Raw genomic sequence first — 16,973 nt, 5'->3', positions numbered from 1 at the left:
TGCAAAAATCAGCTCAGGAGTAAACCAACCATGCTGGCCTTCTTAAATCAGGTGCGCAAGCCGACCTTGGATCTGCCGCTCGACGTGCGGCGCAAGATGTGGTTCAAACCGTTCATGCAGTCCTATCTGGTGGTCTTCATCGGCTACCTGACCATGTACCTGATCCGCAAAAACTTTAACATCGCGCAGAACGACATGATCTCAACCTACGGGCTGAGCATGACGCAGCTGGGGATGATTGGCCTGGGCTTTTCCATTACCTACGGCGTGGGGAAAACCGTTGTGTCCTACTACGCGGACGGCAAAAACACCAAGCAGTTCCTGCCGTTTATGCTGATCCTCTCCGCCATCTGTATGCTCGGCTTCAGCGCCAGCATGGGCGCGGGTTCCGTTAGCCTGTTCCTGATGATCGCCTTCTACGCCCTGAGCGGTTTCTTCCAGAGCACCGGCGGGTCGTGCAGCTACTCCACCATTACCAAATGGACCCCGCGCCGCAAGCGTGGTTCCTACCTCGGCATGTGGAACATCTCCCACAACCTCGGCGGGGCGGGCGCGGCTGGCGTGGCGCTGTTTGGCGCAAACTACCTGTTCGACGGCCACGTCATCGGGATGTTTATCTTCCCGTCGATTATCGCCCTGATTGTCGGCTTTATCGGCCTGCGCTACGGCAGCGACTCCCCGGAATCGTACGGCCTCGGCAAAGCGGAAGAGCTGTTCGGCGAGGAGATCAGCGAAGAGGACAAAGAGACCGAAGAGAACGAGATGACCAAATGGCAGATCTTTGTTGAGTACGTGCTGAAAAACAAAGTGATCTGGTTGCTCTGCTTCTCGAATATCTTCCTGTACGTGGTGCGTATCGGCATTGACCAGTGGTCAACCGTGTATGCTTTCCAGGAGCTGAAGCTTTCTAAAGAAGTGGCGATTCAGGGCTTCACCCTGTTCGAAGTGGGCGCGCTGGTCGGCACGCTGCTGTGGGGCTGGCTCTCCGACCTCGCCAACGGCCGTCGCGCGCTGGTGGCCTGCGTCGCGCTGGCGCTGATTATCGCCACGCTCGGCATCTACCAGCACGCCAGCAACCAGTACGTTTACCTGGCGTCCCTGTTCGCGCTCGGCTTCCTGGTGTTTGGCCCTCAGCTGCTGATTGGCGTGGCGGCCGTAGGGTTCGTGCCGAAAAAAGCGATCGGCGCCGCCGATGGGATTAAAGGCACCTTCGCCTACCTGATCGGCGACAGCTTTGCCAAGCTTGGCCTGGGGATGATCGCCGACGGTACGCCGATTTTCGGCCTCACCGGTTGGGCGGGCACCTTCGCGGCGCTGGATGCGGCAGCGATCGGATGTATCGTCCTGATGGCGATGGTCGCGGTGCTGGAAGAACGTAAAATTCGCCGTGAAAATCGCGCGCAGAAATTAAAAGCGGCCTGAGTGTGCAGGTAACGTCTTTGCCCGGTGTGTGATGCCGGGCTTTTTTATTTGCGCCGACGGCGTTAATACCTGATCCCCCATTCCGCAACGTCTTTTCAGAGCACTATTCTGGTTATGCCCGCTGTTGACGCCGTGCGTTTCCCGCTATGATGAGCGGCTAGTCAAAGGAGAACGCATGGTCTGGATAATGCTGGCAACGCTTGCCGTGGTGTTTGTGGTGGGATTTCGCGTCCTGACCTCAGATTCCCGCCGCGCCATCAAACGTTTAAGCGAGCGTCTCGGCATCACCCCGATGCCGGTTGAGTCGATGATCGATCAGTTCGGTAAAACGCCGGGCAATGAGTTTATCCGCTACCTTGAACGGCCGGACGAGGCGCATCTGCAAAACGCCGCGCAGGTGCTGTTGATCTGGCAGGTCTGCATTGTCGACGGCAGCGAGGAGAACCTGCACGCCTGGCACCGCATGCTGCGTAAAGCCCGCCTTGCCGCACCCATTACCGATGCGCAAATTCGTCTGGCGCTTGGCTTTATGCGCGAGATGGATCCCGATCCGCAGGAGCTGAACGCCTTCCAGCTACGCTATAACCAGCTCTTCCTGCCGGAAGAGGGCGTGTTTTACCTGCACTGATCCCCTCTAAAACCACAAAAGTTGTCTAAACGTTAAATTCGTCACACTTTTGATGATAAACTGCGCGACTTTTCCGCACGTTTTTATCTTCAGGTGACGCCATGACAGAACATATCCAGCCCACGACCCGACCGCAGACCAAAGAGGTTTCACGCCCCAACTGGTCGGCGGTTTTTTCCGTGGCGTTCTGCGTCGCCTGCCTGATTACCGTTGAGTTTCTGCCGGTGAGCCTGCTGACGCCAATGGCGCAGGACCTGGGCATTTCCGAAGGCGTGGCGGGGCAGTCCGTTACCGTCACCGCCTTCGTGGCGATGTTCGCCAGCCTGTTTATCACCCAGGTGATTGGCACCATCGACCGCCGCAAGGTGGTCATACTGTTCAGCGTGCTGCTGACGCTCTCCTGCCTGCTGGTCTCCTTCGCGGAAAGCTTCACCCTGCTGCTGCTCGGTCGCGCCTGCCTGGGGCTGGGGCTCGGCGGCTTCTGGGCGATGTCGGCCTCGCTCACCATGCGCCTGGTGCCCGCGCGGACGGTGCCGAAAGCGCTTTCCGTTATCTTCGGTGCGGTCTCCATCGCGCTGGTGATTGCCGCGCCGCTCGGCAGCTTCCTCGGCGGGATTATCGGCTGGCGTAACGTCTTCAACGCCGCGGCGGTGATGGGCCTGCTCTGCATCATTTGGGTGTGGAAAGCGCTGCCGTCCCTGCCGGGCGAAGCGGCGCACCATAAGCAGAACATGTTCGCGCTGCTGAAGCGCCCCGGCGTGCTGGCGGGGATGACCGCCATCTTCATGGCCTTTGCCGGGCAGTTTGCCTTCTTTACCTATATCCGCCCGGTGTTTATGACCATGGCGGGCTTTGACGTGGACGGCCTGACGCTGGTGCTGCTGAGCTTCGGTATCGCCAGCTTTGTCGGTACCTCGCTGTCGTCGCAGTTCCTGAAACGCTCCCTGAAAGTGGCGCTGGCGGGTGCGCCGCTGGTGCTGGCTGCGAGCGCCACGGTGCTGGTGCTGTGGGGCAGCGATAAGTGGGTCGCGTCTGCCATTGCGATTATCTGGGGCTTTGCCTTTGCGCTGGTGCCGGTGGGCTGGTCGACGTGGATCACCCGCTCGCTTGCCGATCAGGCGGAAAAAGCCGGGTCGATTCAGGTGGCGGTGATCCAGCTGGCGAACACCTGCGGCGCGGCCATTGGCGGCGTGGCGCTCGACCATCTGGGGCTGACGTCACCGCTGGTGATTTCCGGCACGCTGATGCTGCTGACGGCGCTGCTGGTGGCAGGGAAGGTTAAAGCGAAGTAGTGTTTTTCTCCCTCTCCCGTGGGAGAGGGTTGGGGTGAGGGCATCAGGCTACGCCGATGCCTTAACCCTTCTACGCGAATCCATCGAAATCAGCACCACCGACGACACGATCAGCAGCGTCCCCACCCAGTCCGGCAGGGTGAACGCCACGCCCAGCAACACCACCGACAGCAGCGCGCTGCTCAGCGGTTCGGCGCAGCTCAGGATGCTCGCCTTCGGCCCGCCGATCATCTGTGCGCCTTTCAGATACAGGCTGAACGTCAGCGCGGTGCCAATCACCACCAGGTAGAAAAACGCCAGCAGCAGGCTGCCGTCGATCACGAAGGTGGTGCCGCGTCCGGCGTAGAACGGCGTCAGCATTAATCCGGCAATCAACATACTCCAGCCGACAATCGGCAGCGTGCCGTAGCGGGCAATCAGCGTTGACGGATAGGTGGTGTAAAACGCGGCGGCAAACGCCGAGGCGATACCGAAGAACAGGGCGGCAGGCGAGATGGAGAGCGAGGTTGGGTCGCCGTGGGTGACCAGCAGGAACGTCCCGACAAGCGAGGTCACAATCGCGGACAAAACAAACACGCCGGGGCGCTTTTTCCGCGCCAGCGCGAACCATGCCACGATAATCGTTGGCGACAGAAACTGCAGCACGGTGGCCGTTGCCGCATTGGATTTTTCAATCGTCAGCAGGAAGGTGAGCTGCACGGTGAGCGCGCCGACCAGCGAGAAAAACAGCAGGCTGAGGGCGTCTTTGCGATGTTTGATGACCGAGAAAATCTTGTCGCCGTGAACGAAGGAGAGCGTCAGCAGGATCACGCCGGTAAACAGCAGGCGAACCATGGTCAGGTAAGGCGAAGAAATGTGGCTTTTCTCCATGATGTACTGCGCGCAAACGCCGGAACTGCCCCATAAAACGGCGGCGATCAGGACGTTCAGCATCCCTTTACGTGTGGAACCCATTTTCTCCCCTGTTATGTTGGTTTTTTTGTAGCATAACATGGGATCTTGCCGGGTGGCGCTACGCTTACCCGGCCTACAAAACGTTGTAGGCCCGTGCAAGCGCAGCGCCGCCGGGCGAAACAAACGGCGCTCTACTAGAACCACGCCTCCCACATCGCGCCGATGTTGAAGTCGTCGAGCGTCTCGTCTTTGGTGTTATTCACGCGCGCGGTGCGTGCGTTATCCACCTTGCCGCCGGTCACGTAGAAGCGCAGCATCGGACGGAACTCCGGCCCCATGGCGATAGACATGTTCTGCGACAGGGTCAGCTTCCAGCCTTTGTTGTCGCCGCCGTTGTCGTAATCGACGTGCTGCCAGCCCGCTTCCAGCCAGGTGGAGTGAACGTCGTTCCACCAGTGCATCGGGCGCACGATGGCGTTGTAGTTCTTACGGTTGTCGGTCTTATCACGGCTGTTGTCGTAGTCGTGGAAGGCGAGGATGTACTCCACCTGCGTAGCCTGGGTGAATTTGTACAGCCCTTCGAAGCTGGCGTAGACCGTGGTCAGGTCTTCTGTTTTATTGAACACGCTGTTGTCCGAGTTATCGGAGTAGCGGGCAATCACCTTGTTCACGCCGCTGTCGTTGGTATGGCTCAGCACCACGCCACCCTGCCAGGCGTTCAGACGCTCGTCGCTCTCCACCGCTTTTGAATCAAAGCCGTAGTTGGCGTACAGCTCCAGATCCAGCGGACCGAGCTTCATACCGTGGATTTTAGAGGTGGCCGCGTAGTTACCTTTGTCGCCCGTGCCGGACCCGCCGGTACAGGTGATGCGTGACGGGTTCGCTTCGTCTTCCATCACTTCCGGGCTACAGGATTCCACTGCCGCCACGGCAGCGACGTCAAACTGCACGCCGCCGATATCGAAGTTCTTCACCCCGGCGCCCTGGCCGTCGTGGTTCATCCAGAAGTAATCGTTGATGCCCTGCTGCGGACGCTGGTGGAAGTCACGGCCGGCCCAGAAGTAGGCGTTCGGGTTGGAGGCCATAATATTGGTCACCCCCGCGTAGGCTTTTTTCAGGTTAACTTCGTCGCCCCAGTGGTCGATCATCACGTTGATGTCCCAAATGGCGCCGTTGTCGCCCTTGAAGGCTTTAGAGAGCTGGAACTCGCCGCCGTTGCCTTCGTTACCCAGACGACCGATCGCGGACGCGCCGTTGTAGGAGCCATCCACCGCCACATATTTCTGATCGGCGGCCTGGAAGTGCGCGCCGTAGCGGGCGTAGCCGGTAAATTTAATCCCGAACGGAATCGCCATGTCCGGGGATTGCGCCGCGCTCTGCGGCTCGGTCACCACGTCCGCTTTTTTCGCGACGGCGGCATCCATTTTGGCCTGACGTTCGGCCAGGGCTTTATCCACCGCTTTCGCCACAATGGCGTCGATTTGCTCCTGCGTGAATTCCTGGGCGAGCACGGAAATTGGGCAAAGCGCGGCGATAACCGCCATGGTTAATGGAAGTTTTTTAATCGTATTCATGGTTATCTCAATATAGTTTAATTTTATTCAGACAATAACCATCCCGCTCCGATCTGACAGAATATGTCGCTATCATCAGAACAAGTGGATTTCTATTTAAGGTGCAGAGGTATTACAGTAATTTATTTCGCCATAGACTATCTCTGATATAAATGAATAATTTCTTCGGATAATTCACGCGCTAATAAGGAGTTCATTAAATGATCCTGCGCGTGCACCATAATTAAGGTCATCGGCTGGCGGCCTTCACCCGCATCCTGCTCGATCAGTTTGGTCTGCATCTTGTGCGCCTGGCGCGCGTAGCCATCGGCTTCGCGCAGCAGGCTTTTGGCCTCGTCAATGTTGCCCTGACGCGCCGCGTGCAGCGCTTCAAAGCACAGGCTGCGGGACTGCCCGGCGTTGACGATAATTTCCATTACGGCTTCTTCTAGTGCGATCATCATCATTACTCTTTATCAAAGCTATTATTTAAGGCGGTGGCGGCAAACCACTCCCCGCTTTTCTTAATGGTGCGCTGCTGCGTCTTTAAATCGAGCTGGATAAATCCGTAGCGATTTTTATACGCGTTACACCACGACCAGTTATCAATAAACGTCCACATATGGTAACCAAGACAATTGCACCCTTCGCTAATACCCTTATGCAGCCAGGCTAAATGTTCGGAAATAAACTCGATGCGGTATTGATCGTTAATCTGGCCATTTTCAATAAAACGTTGCTCGTTTTCGACGCCCATGCCGTTTTCAGAAATAAAGCAGCGGGGGTTGCCGTAATTGTCGCGCAGGTTAATCAGAATATCGTAAATACCCGGCGCGTAGATTTCCCAGCCGCGGTAGGGGTTCATTTTGCGGCCCGGCATCTCGTAGCTATCAAAGAACCATTCCGGCATAAACGGCGCCTGCGGGTTCACCGCGCTGTCGCGACACTTCACGCGACGCGGCTGATAGTAGTTAATGCCGAGCAGGTCGATTTTCCCTTCCGCAATCAGGAAACCGTCTTCCGGCTTGCAGGCGGGCAGCTGGTCGTAAGATTTCAGCAGCGCCACCAGATCGGCCGGGTATTCGCCGCGCAGGACCGGGTCGAGGAAGCTGCGGTTAAACATCAGATCCGCAACGTGCGCCGCCTTCACGTCTGCCGGGTTCTGCGAACGCGGATACGACGGCGTCAGGTTCAGCACGATGCCGATCTCCCCCGCGTAGTGCCCGGCGCGGTAGGCCTGAACCGCCTTCGCATGGGCCAGCACCGTGTGATACGCCACGGTGGCCGCCCGGCGGAAATCCACTACGTTGGGGTAGTGGAAGTCGTACAGATAACCGCCTTCCACCGGCACGATCGGCTCGTTGAAGGTAAACCAGTGCAGCACGCGGTCGCCGAACAGCTCGAAGCAAATCTGCGCATAGCGAGCGTACGCGTCCACCACGTCACGGTTTTCCCAGCCGCCAATTTCCTGCATCGCCATCGGCATGTCGAAATGGAACAGGGTGATAAACGGCGTGATGCCCTGTTCATTCAGCTCATCAATGACCTGATTATAAAAATCGACCGCGTCCGGGTTCACTTCACCGATACCGTCGGGGATCAGGCGCGCCCAGCTAATCGAGGTACGAAAGCTGTTGTGGTTCAGCTGTTTTAACAGCTGAATGTCCGTTTTCCAGTGCTGATAAAACGTGGAGGTGTGCTGCGGCCCCACGCCGTTGTGAAAACGGTTCGGCTCGCGGGCAAACCAGTAGTCCCACGTGGTTTCACCCTCTCGTGTCCCTTCCGTCTGGAGAGCGGAGCTTGCGCTGCCCCACCAGAAGTTATCGGGAAATGCGTATTTCATGACCCTTCCTCTTTGACTTAATTGCTTGTGGCTTCAGCGGCACCCACGGTTGCAGCCTGGGCTTTCTGCTCTTCGTTTTTAATCAGCGTACGCTCATAGGCGCGCAGGAACGGCAGGTACATCAGCGCCGACATCACCATGCAGACGAGGCACATTACCACCGGGCTCAGCGCCCAGTTCGCCGCCCACGAGGCGCCAATCGGCGCGGGCGTAGTCCACGGGGTTAACGAGACCACCTGTGCCAGCCAGCCGAGCTTGGTTGCGCCGTACGCCAGGCAGGCGTTGACCAGCGGAACAAACACAAACGGGATAAACAGCATCGGGTTCATGATGATCGGCGCGCCGAACAGAATGGGTTCATTGATGTTAAAGAAGCTTGGCACGACGCCCATTTTGCCGATGGTGCGCAGGTGGGTAACGCGGCTGCGCAGCAGCAGGAAGGCCAGCGGCAGGGTGGAACCGACGCCGCCAATCAGCAGGTAGTGATCCCAGAAACCCTGCAGATAAACGTGCGGCAGCGCCGCGCCTGCGGCCAGTGCCGCCTGGTTTGCCGAGAGGTTCGCCATCCAGAACGGGTTCATGATGCCGGTAACAATCAGCGAGCCGTGGATACCCGCGAACCAGAAGATCTGGCACAGCAGCACGGAGAGCAGAATGGCGGGCAGGGAGTCAGACGCGGACACCAGCGGCTCCAGCAGGTGCATGATCGCCTGCGGGATAATCATCCCGGTCTGCGCTTCAATGAACAGGTTCAGCGGGTGCAGCGTGCCGATCACCACCATCACCGGGATCAGGATCTCAAACGAACGCGCCACGCCGGTGGGCACTTCCTTCGGCAGGCGGATGGTGACGTTGTTCTGCTTCAGCCAGGCGTACACGCGGGTTGAGTAAATGGCGGTGATCAGGGCGGTGAAGATGCCCTGGCCGGAGAGGTACTGGGTTGAGATTTTGCCGTCGGCATACGGCGCGGCGACCAGCAGGAAGGCCATAAAGGCCAGCAGGCCGGACATCACCGGGTCGAGGTTAAACTGACGCCCCAGGCTCGCCCCAATCCCTACCGAGATGAAGAAGGTCATCACGCCCATGCTGAGGTTAAACGGCAGCATCAGCTGTTCGCGGTAAGTCTGGGAGAAATCCAGCCAGCCGCGGGCGAAGCTGTTAGTGGTATCCGCCGAGAACGGCGGAAAGATGAACACCAGCATAAACGAGCCGATGATCATAAACGGCAGCGCGGCGGTAAAGCCGTCGCGGATGGCAATCACGTACTTTTGCTGACCGAGCTTCGCGGCCAGCGGGGTAATTGACTGCTCAATCACCGCAACCATGGATTGATATAACGAACTCATGTGAACACCTTTTAGTGTGCCGCTTCGATGAGCGACAGAGCAAAGTCCAGTACTTTATCGCCACGCTGCATGCCGTAGTCCATCATGTCGATGGGCTGCACCGGAATGCCATGCGTCGCCGCCTTGTCTGAGAGTGTCTGTAACATGTATTTCACTTGCGGTCCGAGAAGTACCACCTGGTATTGCGGAAACTGCGTATCAAATTCGGAAACACCGTACGCATCAATCTTCACCGGCAAACCACGTTCTTTCGCGACATCGACCATTTTGCTGACCAACAGGCTGGTGGACATCCCGGCAGAGCAGCACAGCATAATCTTGAACATCGACAACCATCCTCTAAATGTAAAAAGTTATTGCGAGGATGATTGGACATTATACGGAAACCGGTTTCCATTGATAAAAGACAGAACTGTGACAACCATCAAGATCCAATACTTATGAGGCTAATTAACCGGATGCAGGTCACATAATTTGGCTGTTTTGACATCATTTTGAGTGGAAACGGAAAATCGGTTTCCATGGAAAACGGAAACGGATATACTCCGCTCTGGCTATAATGTGAGCCGAAGCGGTCATGGAATTTGCAGGCGCGAGGTAAGCCTGCCAGGGGAAAGAGATGTCGACAATCAATGATGTATCACGTCTTGCCGGGGTGTCTAAAGCCACGGTATCGCGAGTGTTGAGTGGGTCGCGTGGCGTAAAGGAAGCCAGCCGTCAGGCCGTTCTGAAGGCAGTGGATGAGCTTAACTACCGGCCTAATGTGATTGCCCAGTCGCTGCTGAGCCAGTCGACGGGCTGTATCGGGGTGATTTGCGCCCAGGAAAACATTAACCAGACCACCGGTTATCTCTACGCGCTGGAAAAACAGCTCAGCCAGCATCAAAAACACCTGCTGCTGCGTTTCGCGCACAGCAAAGCGGAAGTGATGCACGCTCTTGAGGAACTCTCCTGCGGGCTTTGCGATGACATCCTGGTGATTGGCGCGCGTTTCCCGCTGGACGTCGACATGGACAACGTCATTCTGGTGGACTGCATGGAGTCTGATAATTCCAACAGCATCCAGTTCGATCACGCCTTTGCCGCCGAAACCGCCTGTAACTACCTGACCAGCCAGGGGCGACGCCAGATTGCCCTGATCCATCCGCACGGCAGCGGTTTTGCTGACCAGGTGCTGCTCGGCTACAAGCACGCGCTGGAGAAAAATTTCCTGCCCTTTAATCGCAACCTTGTGTTCATGGACGCGACCTCGTCGTCCGTTGCGCTACAGGAGCTGCTGAATAACGCCAGCACGCTGAACTTCAACGCGCTGCTGGTGGCGGACGAGCAGGAAGCCCAGCGGGTGATCCCGCAGCTGCAGGCGTTTAATAAATCCGTGCCGGACGACATTATGGTCTTTAGCCTGGCCGGATCGCTGCACCTGCCGGGTATTCCGGTAATCCCGGCGATTGAATATTCTATGGATGCCATGGCGGCGCGTATCGTGAGCTGGCTGACGGAGAAAACGCAGATGCTGGGTTCGTATGTGCTGCGCGGGGATTTGATCATTCCAGACGTGCGTAAGCGTTAAACATGTTGTGTAGGCCGGGTAAGGCGCAGCCGCCACCCGGCGAGAAGCACGTTTCCAGCCCTCAGTAATCTTCCATACAATCCACCTGACCAATCGCCGCCCAGTAGGCGTCCAGGTTGTCACGCTTCACGGCGGTAACGGCATTTTTGATCAGCAGCTGATTGGCCTCTGACGACAAAATCATCGCCTGCCAGGCCTTATCGCTCTGCTTTTTCTGTGGCGTACAGGTTTTCTTAATATCTTTCAGGACCTGCTGCTTAATCTGCGCCTCTTTCGCCGGATCGTCCTTTTCCTGAGCATGGACAAACGCGGCGAACAGCAGACAAACCAGCAGGCAGACAAGGTGTGCAGCTTTCATCAACAACCCCCTTTTGACGTCACAGGCTTCCCATGAAATATATCGTTACATTCAGTGTAGCGACGCCAGCCGAAAGTATGAATTTTCTCCACGTTGCGTGTGTGAGATAGTGAAACGGCACAGATAACAAGGAGAAAAATATGCACCTGAGCATTACTCATGCGGTTACGGCGCAGGAAAAAGAAGAGTTACTCACGGGTCTGAGAGCCTACAATGCGCAGTTTCTGGATCTCTCCACATTCAGCGGGGATATTGGCGTTTACGTGCGGGACGACATCGGCACCATGCTCGGCGGGCTCATTGGGGTGCGTAAAGGCGACTGGCTGAATATCGACTTTCTCTGGGTGAGCGATGCCGTGCGCGGATCCGGCGTGGGCAGCCAGCTCATCAAAACGGCGGAAGATGAAGCCAGACGCAAAGGCTGCAAGCACGCGCTGGTGGATACCGTCAGCTTCCAGGCGCGTCCGTTCTATGAAAAACAGGGGTACCAGCTGCAGATGTCTTTGCAGGATTATCCGTACCCGGGCATGCAGCGACATTACCTGGCGAAAGCCCTTTAAGCCCGTTTCTGTCATTATGCATTCTGCTATTTATTGCGAGCCGCTTTCCTAATTTAAAACGTGTTGCTTGTCTTCTTTTCGGGCCGTGGCGCATGCTTTGGCCTGGTCAAGTCATCCATGGAGATAGCAATGGAACGCACAGCAAAACTATTCAAAAAGGGTCAGAATCAGGTCGTTATGCTGCCTGCTGAATTCGCGTTTGATACGGAGAGCGTCTACATCCGACGGGATGAGGAGGGGAATGTCGTTTTGGCGGCAAAACCTGTTCTAATAAAGAGCTGGGATAATTTTCTCCGCATGCTGGCAGAAACGAACGTACCAGATACGTTTTTGAGCAAGGAGGAACGCAATCAGAGTGTTACGACAAGAGACCCTCTGGATGGAGCATGCTCATGAGACATATGCTGGATACGAATATTGTGAGTCACTTGTTTAAACGACACCCGGAGGTTGTAAGCAGAATGACATGTCTGGCGCCGGGTGACGTTTGTATCTCAAGCATTACCGAAGCGGAATTGCTGTATGGTGCTGACAAGAAGAAAAGCAGTAGATTGAAAGAAACAATCCGGGAGTTTCTCAATACCATCACGATTTGCGACTGGGACAGCGACGCCGCAGCAACGTACGGTGAACTCCGTGCAACCCTGGAAAAGAAAGGGAAAGTGATGGGGGATCTCGATCAACTGATCGCTGCACATGCTATCAGTCGGGGAACAACGATCGTTACTAACGATCGTGCATTCAGAATGGTGCAGGAGCTTGCCGTTGAGGACTGGACGACAACGTTGTGATCCCTGATGCCCGGTGGTGCAGCGCCACCCGGCCATACCCGCATATAACTTATCCTTCTTATTGATTCTTTTTCGGTTTTTATTTCACCGCCTCGTTGTCGATATAGTCACTACAACATTCAGCAAAAGGAACTGTCTTGTGAAACGTCGATTGGGTGCTCTGGTACTGGCTGGCCTGCTGCTGGCCGGGTGCGATCAAAGTGGCAGCGATGCCAAACACATTAAAGTCGGCGTCATCAACGGCGCCGAGCAGGACGTGGCGGAAGTCGCCAAAAAGGTGGCGAAAGAGAAATATGGCCTTGACGTGGAGCTGGTGGGCTTCAGCGGCTCGCTGTTGCCTAACGATGCCACCAACCAGGGGGAACTGGATGCCAACGTCTTCCAGCATCGCCCGTTCCTTGCAGAGGATAACAAGGCGCATGGCTACAAGCTGGTGGCCGTGGCGAACACCTTTGTCTTCCCGATGGCCGGCTATTCCCGCAAAATCAAATCCGTGTCTGGCCTGAAGGACGGCGCAACCATTGCCATTCCAAACGACCCGACCAACCTTGGCCGCGCGCTGTTGCTGCTGCAAAAAGAGAAGCTCATCACCCTGAAGCCAGATACCGGGCTGCTGCCGACGGCGCTGGATATTACCGCCAACCCTAAGCAGCTGAAAATCATGGAGCTCGAAGGGGCGCAGCTGCCGCGCGTGCTGGACGACCCGAAAGTGGATGTCGCCATCATCAGCACCACCTATATCCAGCAAACCGGGCTGTCGCCGGTGCATGACAGCGTCTTTATCGAAGACAAAAATTCGCCGTACGTGAACATCGTGGTGACGCGCGAAGACAACAAAGACGCGGAGAACGTGAAGGAATTTATCCAGTCGTATCAGTCGCCTGAAGTGGCGAAAGCGGCGGAGACGATCTTTAATGGCGGGGCGGTGCCGGGCTGGTAAAAGTACCCGCATAAAGCACGGTGACGTAAATTGGCCCGATTTCATCGGTAATCGCTCTTTAACCCACAGCGTGCCGCGCGACGGCTGGCTATCCTCCTTATCACACCAACCGGAGGATAGCCCATGAACATCACCCACATTCGCAACGCCACCCAGCTGATTACCTACGCCGGAAAACGTTTTTTAATCGACCCTATGCTGGCTCCGCAGGGCGCTTATCCGGGCTTCCCCGGCACGGCCCATGCCGAACGCCGTAACCCGACGGTCGAACTCCCCGTAGACGTCAACACGCTGCTGGACGCCGACGCGGTGATCGTCACCCATACCCATGACGATCACTGGGATCGCGCCGCGGCGGAGCTGATCGCCAAAGACAAACCGATCTACGTGCAAAACGACCGTGATGCCGCGCTGCTGCGCAGCCAGGGGTTTAGCAACCTGACGGTCATGGCCGACGCAACCACCTTTGGTGATATCCGGATAGCGAAAACCCACGGCGGTCAGCACGGTACCGATCGCGCATACGCCGTGCCCGAACTGGCGGAGCGGCTGGGCGAAGCCTGTGGCGTGGTGCTGCGTCATCCTGATGAGAAGACGCTCTACCTTGCCGGGGATACCGTCTGGCGTGACGAGGTGGCGGCCGATCTGCAAAAGCACCAGCCGGACGTGGTGGTGCTGAACGCTGGCTATGCCCACGTCATTGGTTTTGGGCCCATTATTATGGGGCAGGAAGATGTGCTTAACGTTCATTTCCTGCTGCCGCAGGCCAACATTGTGGCGAGCCATATGGAGGCCATTAACCACTGTCTGTTAACCCGCAGCGCGCTGCGTGAGTACGTAGAAGCCAACCAGGTGAGTGACGCGGTGAGTATTCCCCAGGATGGCGAAACCGTTATATTCTGAGTGTCTGAAAGGGAAAGGAGAGACAGATGTCGCTAATCAACGTCGCGATTGTCGCAGTAGACGGGTTCAGCCCGTTCCACTACTCCGTTCCCTGCATTCTGTTTGGGGACTCGGTCTCCGGAGAAAAGCGCTTTAACGTGACGATCTGCGCCGAAACGCCAGGGTTCCTCACCTCAAAAGACGGATTTGCCCTCAACGCCACGCAGGATTTTACCGCCATTGGGCAGGCCGATATTGTTGTCGTTCCCTACTGGCAGCACGTTCTTGAACGCCCGCCCCAGACGCTGCTCGACAGCCTGGTACAGGCGAGAGACCGCGGCGCAGAAATCGTCGGGCTGTGTCTGGGGTCGTTTGTGCTGGCCTGGGCGGGGATCCTCGACGGCAAACGTGCCGCCACCCACTGGGAGTTCGAACGTCAGTTTCAGTCGCTCTTCCCGAACGTTCGGCTGGATATTAATGCCCTTTACGTGGATGACGGCAATATCATCACCTCCGCCGGGACTGCCGCAGCCCTCGACTGCTGCCTGTATATCATTCGCCAGCGCTTTGGCAGCGTGGTTGCTAACCAGATTGCCCGCCGGATGATTGTTCCGCCCCACCGCGAGGGCGGGCAGGCGCAGTTCATCGCCCAGCCGGTGCCTAAAGATACCCGCGACGGGCGCATTAACTGCCTGATCGACTACCTGCAGCAGCACATCACCGAACAACATAGTCTGGACTCGCTGGCTGAGGTGGTCTCGATGAGCCGCCGCACCCTGACTCGTCATTTTGTTAACGCTACAGGGATGAGCGTCGCCGACTGGTTGACCGCCGAACGCCTGCGGCGCAGCCAAATCCTGCTGGAAGCCGGAAATATGCCGATTGAACGCGTGGCTGAGCTGGTGGGATTTAATTCCGCCGTCACCTGGCGACAGCAGTTTAAGGCGCGTTTTGGGGTGAGTCCGGCGGAGTGGCGAAAGACGTTTCGGCTTCATGCCTAGTGTATTACGGCTAACTCAAGATTTAAGGGTGAGTTAAATCCTTTCTTATTTTCTCTTAATATCCTTCTCACTCTTCTGAAATAACTATTAATTTTAGGAGCCCTAATTCAAATTAGATATACTCGCTTTAAGAAAACTCTTATATTACAGAAATAATCATTGCGGACATTTTTGTGGCATGGATGAATAGCGCCGAAATAAAAATTAGAATAATTTCATTAGTAAATTATGCCGTTGCTATCTTATTGTTTTCGCTTTTTTCAGCGAGGGTGAGTGCTGCACCTTTATCGCCAGCCGATCGCGATTCCATTCAACAGCAACAGCAGCAGCTTTTATTACAGAACCAGCAACAGCGTGAGGAGCTGGAGCGGAGTATTCCTCGCCCCGCGCCCGCCAGACCGCTGCCTGTTTCCGGCTCCGGACCCTGTTTCACCATTCATACCATTACCCTTTCCGGTGCGACCTTAATCTCCCCGAAAAACCGGCAGACCCTTGTCGCGCCGTGGCAGGGCCGCTGTCTGGATATGGCGAAAATAACGGAACTTCTCGCCCATATTTCTGACTGGTATATCAGCCGGGGATATATCACCAGCCGCGCTTTTCTTACCGAGCAGGATCTCTCCGGCGGTCAGCTGAATATTGTTGTGCTGGAAGGCAGACTGGAAGCGATCCGTCTGGAAGGCGAAACGCCGCGCATGCTAAAAATGGCGTTTCCGGGACGGGTGGGCGGCATCCTTAATTTACGCGACATCGAACAGGGCATGGAGCAAATTAACCGTTTGCGTACCGAGCCGGTTCAGATTGAAATTCTTCCGGGAACGCAGGCCGGATATTCCATTGTTAATCTTACGGCAAAGCCGGAATTTCCCTTAAGTGCATCGGTAAGCCTGGATAATAGCGGGCAGAAGAGTACCGGCGAAGATCAGCTGAGCGGCGTGCTCACCGCCAATAATATGCTGGGGCTGGCGGATAAATGGTTTGTCAGCGGCGGGCGCAGCAGCGATTTTGCCAGCGCGTACGATGCGCAGAATTTCCAGGCGGGCGTCAGCGTGCCGTTTGGCTACGGATTACTGGACTACAGCTACGCCTGGAGTAACTACCGGACCACCATCAGTAACCAGGGATTCAACTGGCTCTCCACGGGCGATACCAAAACCCACCGCCTTAACGCGTCCTGGGTGGTCTTCCGCAACGGGGAGGTGAAAACCGGCATTGCGGCAGGCGTGGTTCAGCGATCCAGCCGCAACTGGCTCAACGACGCGCCGCTTCAGAGCAGCACGCGCAACCTCTCCAGCCTGATTCTGGGCATTACGCACACGCAAAAAATGCTGGGCGGCGTGGCGACCTTCAACCCGACCTGGAGCCACGGCATGCCGTGGTTCAATGCCGAAACCGACGAAGATAAGTCCGGGGATATGCCGCGCGCGGAATTCCGTAAATGGAGTCTGAACGCCAGCTTCCAGCGGCCGATTACCCGTAATTCCTGGTGGCTGACCAGCGCCTACGGCCAGTGGTCGCCCGATCGGCTGTACGGTTCCGAGCGCCTGACGCTCGGCGGCGAAAGCTCCGTGCGCGGTTTTAAAGAGCAGTACCTGTCCGGGGACAACGGCGGCTACTGGCGCAACGAGCTGGGATATTCCCTGTTCACCCTTCCGGTGATTGGCGCGGTGAGCGCAACGGTCGCCGTTGACGGCGGCTGGCTGGAAAAAGACCGTCAGGACCGCTTTGCCTCCGGCACGTTGTGGGGCGCTTCGGTGGGACTGAACAGCGCAGGGCGCGGGTACAGCAGCCAGATTTCGGTCGGGACGCCCCTGCACTACCCCGACTGGCTCGGCCCGGATCATGTGAGCGTTAACTGGCGCATTGCCTTCATGCTTTAAGAGACTCTACGAC

At 56.7% G+C, this 16,973-nt stretch carries 18 protein-coding genes; 11 read left to right on the top strand and 7 right to left on the bottom strand.

All coding sequences use genetic code 11. From position 1 onward, the window contains the following. Window positions 1-30: 30 nt before the first annotated feature. From uhpT to nepI, 3 genes are all read left to right on the top strand, one after another. Window positions 31-1,422, top strand: coding sequence for a hexose-6-phosphate:phosphate antiporter (uhpT, locus tag N6P30_RS08745; RefSeq protein WP_023293709.1), 1,392 nt, complete (start codon window positions 31-33; stop codon window positions 1,420-1,422). A 175-nt stretch (window positions 1,423-1,597) separates the two neighbouring features. Further along, the gene (locus N6P30_RS08740) at window positions 1,598-2,050 is read left to right on the top strand and encodes a DUF1198 domain-containing protein (protein ID WP_260629939.1); all 453 of its coding nucleotides are present in this window, start codon (window positions 1,598-1,600) and stop codon (window positions 2,048-2,050) included. A 101-nt stretch (window positions 2,051-2,151) separates the two neighbouring features. Beyond that, window positions 2,152-3,342: a purine ribonucleoside efflux pump NepI gene (nepI, locus tag N6P30_RS08735; protein ID WP_021242697.1), complete on the top strand. Its 1,191-nt coding sequence runs from the start codon at window positions 2,152-2,154 to the stop codon at window positions 3,340-3,342. A 48-nt stretch (window positions 3,343-3,390) separates the two neighbouring features. Here the strand turns inward: nepI and N6P30_RS08730 are convergent, their stop codons facing one another. The 6 genes from N6P30_RS08730 to N6P30_RS08705 all read right to left on the bottom strand — a co-directional run bounded on the left by N6P30_RS08730 (window position 3,391) and on the right by N6P30_RS08705 (window position 9,304). Continuing rightward, entirely contained in the window at window positions 3,391-4,296 is a 906-nt protein-coding gene (locus N6P30_RS08730; RefSeq protein ID WP_023293710.1) for a DMT family transporter, read from the bottom strand. 134 nt (window positions 4,297-4,430) lie between these two features. After that, window positions 4,431-5,810, bottom strand: coding sequence for a carbohydrate porin (locus tag N6P30_RS08725; protein ID WP_023293711.1), 1,380 nt, complete (start codon window positions 5,808-5,810; stop codon window positions 4,431-4,433). A gap of 137 nt (window positions 5,811-5,947) precedes the next feature. Continuing rightward, entirely contained in the window at window positions 5,948-6,250 is a 303-nt protein-coding gene (locus N6P30_RS08720; protein WP_029741865.1) for a PTS lactose/cellobiose transporter subunit IIA, read from the bottom strand. A 5-nt stretch (window positions 6,251-6,255) separates the two neighbouring features. Beyond that, a complete protein-coding gene (locus N6P30_RS08715; RefSeq protein WP_021242701.1) occupies window positions 6,256-7,632 on the bottom strand; it encodes a glycoside hydrolase family 1 protein in 1,377 nt (458 codons plus the stop codon). Between the two features lie 17 nt (window positions 7,633-7,649). Continuing rightward, window positions 7,650-8,978: a PTS sugar transporter subunit IIC gene (locus N6P30_RS08710; RefSeq protein ID WP_023293713.1), complete on the bottom strand. Its 1,329-nt coding sequence runs from the start codon at window positions 8,976-8,978 to the stop codon at window positions 7,650-7,652. Between the two features lie 11 nt (window positions 8,979-8,989). Continuing rightward, on the bottom strand, window positions 8,990-9,304 hold the full coding sequence (locus tag N6P30_RS08705; protein ID WP_008500132.1) for a PTS sugar transporter subunit IIB: 315 nt from the start codon (window positions 9,302-9,304) through the stop codon (window positions 8,990-8,992). 293 nt (window positions 9,305-9,597) lie between these two features. On the opposite strand from N6P30_RS08705, the gene N6P30_RS08700 reads away from it, so the two are divergent. Continuing rightward, window positions 9,598-10,548: a LacI family DNA-binding transcriptional regulator gene (locus N6P30_RS08700; protein WP_023293714.1), complete on the top strand. Its 951-nt coding sequence runs from the start codon at window positions 9,598-9,600 to the stop codon at window positions 10,546-10,548. A gap of 61 nt (window positions 10,549-10,609) precedes the next feature. On the opposite strand, the gene N6P30_RS08695 is transcribed toward N6P30_RS08700, so the two are convergent. After that, window positions 10,610-10,906, bottom strand: a complete 297-nt coding sequence (locus tag N6P30_RS08695; protein WP_021242704.1) for a YicS family protein — start codon at window positions 10,904-10,906, stop codon at window positions 10,610-10,612. Window positions 10,907-11,046: 140 nt separating this feature from the next. On the opposite strand from N6P30_RS08695, the gene N6P30_RS08690 reads away from it, so the two are divergent. From N6P30_RS08690 to N6P30_RS08660, 7 genes are all read left to right on the top strand, one after another. After that, complete coding sequence (locus tag N6P30_RS08690) at window positions 11,047-11,466, top strand: GNAT family N-acetyltransferase (RefSeq protein WP_008500129.1); 420 nt, start codon at window positions 11,047-11,049, stop codon at window positions 11,464-11,466. Between the two features lie 129 nt (window positions 11,467-11,595). Continuing rightward, a complete protein-coding gene (locus tag N6P30_RS08685; protein WP_023293715.1) occupies window positions 11,596-11,862 on the top strand; it encodes an antitoxin in 267 nt (88 codons plus the stop codon). Next, window positions 11,859-12,257, top strand: a complete 399-nt coding sequence (locus N6P30_RS08680; protein WP_023293716.1) for a type II toxin-antitoxin system VapC family toxin — start codon at window positions 11,859-11,861, stop codon at window positions 12,255-12,257. Before N6P30_RS08685 ends, N6P30_RS08680 begins: the two co-directional genes overlap by 4 nt. A 139-nt stretch (window positions 12,258-12,396) precedes the next feature. Next, window positions 12,397-13,197: a lipoprotein NlpA gene (gene nlpA, locus N6P30_RS08675; protein WP_023293717.1), complete on the top strand. Its 801-nt coding sequence runs from the start codon at window positions 12,397-12,399 to the stop codon at window positions 13,195-13,197. 123 nt (window positions 13,198-13,320) lie between these two features. Beyond that, complete coding sequence (locus N6P30_RS08670; RefSeq protein ID WP_023293718.1) at window positions 13,321-14,100, top strand: MBL fold metallo-hydrolase; 780 nt, start codon at window positions 13,321-13,323, stop codon at window positions 14,098-14,100. Window positions 14,101-14,126: 26 nt separating this feature from the next. After that, on the top strand, window positions 14,127-15,080 hold the full coding sequence (locus tag N6P30_RS08665) for a GlxA family transcriptional regulator (protein ID WP_023293719.1): 954 nt from the start codon (window positions 14,127-14,129) through the stop codon (window positions 15,078-15,080). Between the two features lie 182 nt (window positions 15,081-15,262). Further along, complete coding sequence (locus tag N6P30_RS08660; RefSeq protein ID WP_023293720.1) at window positions 15,263-16,960, top strand: ShlB/FhaC/HecB family hemolysin secretion/activation protein; 1,698 nt, start codon at window positions 15,263-15,265, stop codon at window positions 16,958-16,960. The last annotated feature ends 13 nt before the right edge of the window (window positions 16,961-16,973 follow it).

The sequence above is a fragment of the Enterobacter sp. PL1 genome, assembly GCF_945957325.1.
GTDB classification, from domain to species: domain Bacteria; phylum Pseudomonadota; class Gammaproteobacteria; order Enterobacterales; family Enterobacteriaceae; genus Enterobacter; species Enterobacter roggenkampii.
This window is presented reverse-complemented; position numbering and strand designations above follow the sequence as displayed.